The sequence below is a fragment of the Aeribacillus sp. JST-2 genome (genome assembly GCF_056032925.1).
Map to the genome: position 1 here is coordinate 1 of NZ_JBVVUU010000106.1, position 1,199 is coordinate 1,199.

The 1,199-nt window shown below is 38.7% G+C and carries 1 protein-coding gene; it reads left to right on the forward strand.

Annotated elements, in window-relative coordinates:
• Positions 1–1,013 (forward strand): ISL3 family transposase (locus AC0KTX_RS16770; protein WP_474253160.1); only part of this gene is annotated, 1,013 nt, incomplete at its 5' end.
• Positions 1,014–1,199: the final 186 nt, after the last annotated feature.

Genomic DNA, 1,199 nt, shown 5'->3' on the forward strand with positions numbered 1-1,199 from the left:
ATCATTCTGTGTGTTTATTTGTGCTGGTCAAACGATATCAATGCCAAAATTGTCAATCGGTATTCTCGGAGCCTTATGAGTCGATTCAACCTAATAAACACCAAACGAATAGGTATCGTGAATACTTGTTTGAATTATGTCAGGATACAACTATACAAGATGTAAGTCGAAAACAAAAGATTCCGTATTCGACCTTAGAGAGAATTTACTACTCGGTCGCTCAAGAAAAAGCTGCCCTTCATCAAAAACAAATTCATGAAGCTTTAGATAAGGATGAACTGGTTTTAAGTTTAGATGAGGTGTCTGTACGAAAAGGTCATCGATACGAAACCGTTTTGACAGAGGCGAAATTAGGCTGTGTCATCGGAATGCATAAAGACCGAGATTGTGATTCCACCATTCAACTATTCAATCAGAATGTCCTTTCCTCCCAAACGGTTCAAACCATCGTTTTGGACATGTGGGAGCCTTATCATAAAGCGATTCAATCCGTCTTTCCTTTAGCGACGATCGTCATTGATAAATACCATGTTGTTCAAAAAGTCACACAAGCCTTAGACAAAGTTAGAAAAGGATTTGCAAAACTAAAAAAAGCAAGGTTCCTCCTGTTGAAAGGATATGAATCACTACAGGATCATCAGAAAGCACGCTTGGAAGAAATCTTAGAAGAGTACCCAGAACTTGCTTGTGCTTACTATTTAAAGGAACTATTTCGAGATTTCTATAAGTTGACCGATTACGATGATGCCCATGATCTTTTAGAAGAATGGATTCAATTAGCACGGAATAGTCCTTACTCATCTTTTCATAAAGTGGCCAACACATTAGAAAAGTGGAAAGCACCCATACTCCAATATTTCTTATCTCCATACACGAATGCCCGAACAGAAGGAACCAATCATAAAATCAAAAATATAAAACGGAGGGCTTATGGATATCGGAATCTAAAGCGTTTTCGACTTCGTGTATTTTTGGAATGTACAGGGAATACTAATGTTGATCAAATTGCTTAAGGGCTCTTCTTCAGCAGCTAACATGATAGTTGGTAGAATGGCAGCCGTCAAGGAAGGCACTTGACTACTCCCATTCTACCAACTTAGTGGTCAGTAAGCTGAAGAAGGAGACGGTCTGATTGACATCTAAATCCAGCTAACATGATGCAAGGTTCGTGTACAAATCACAGAAAATGGTGAAGAGAC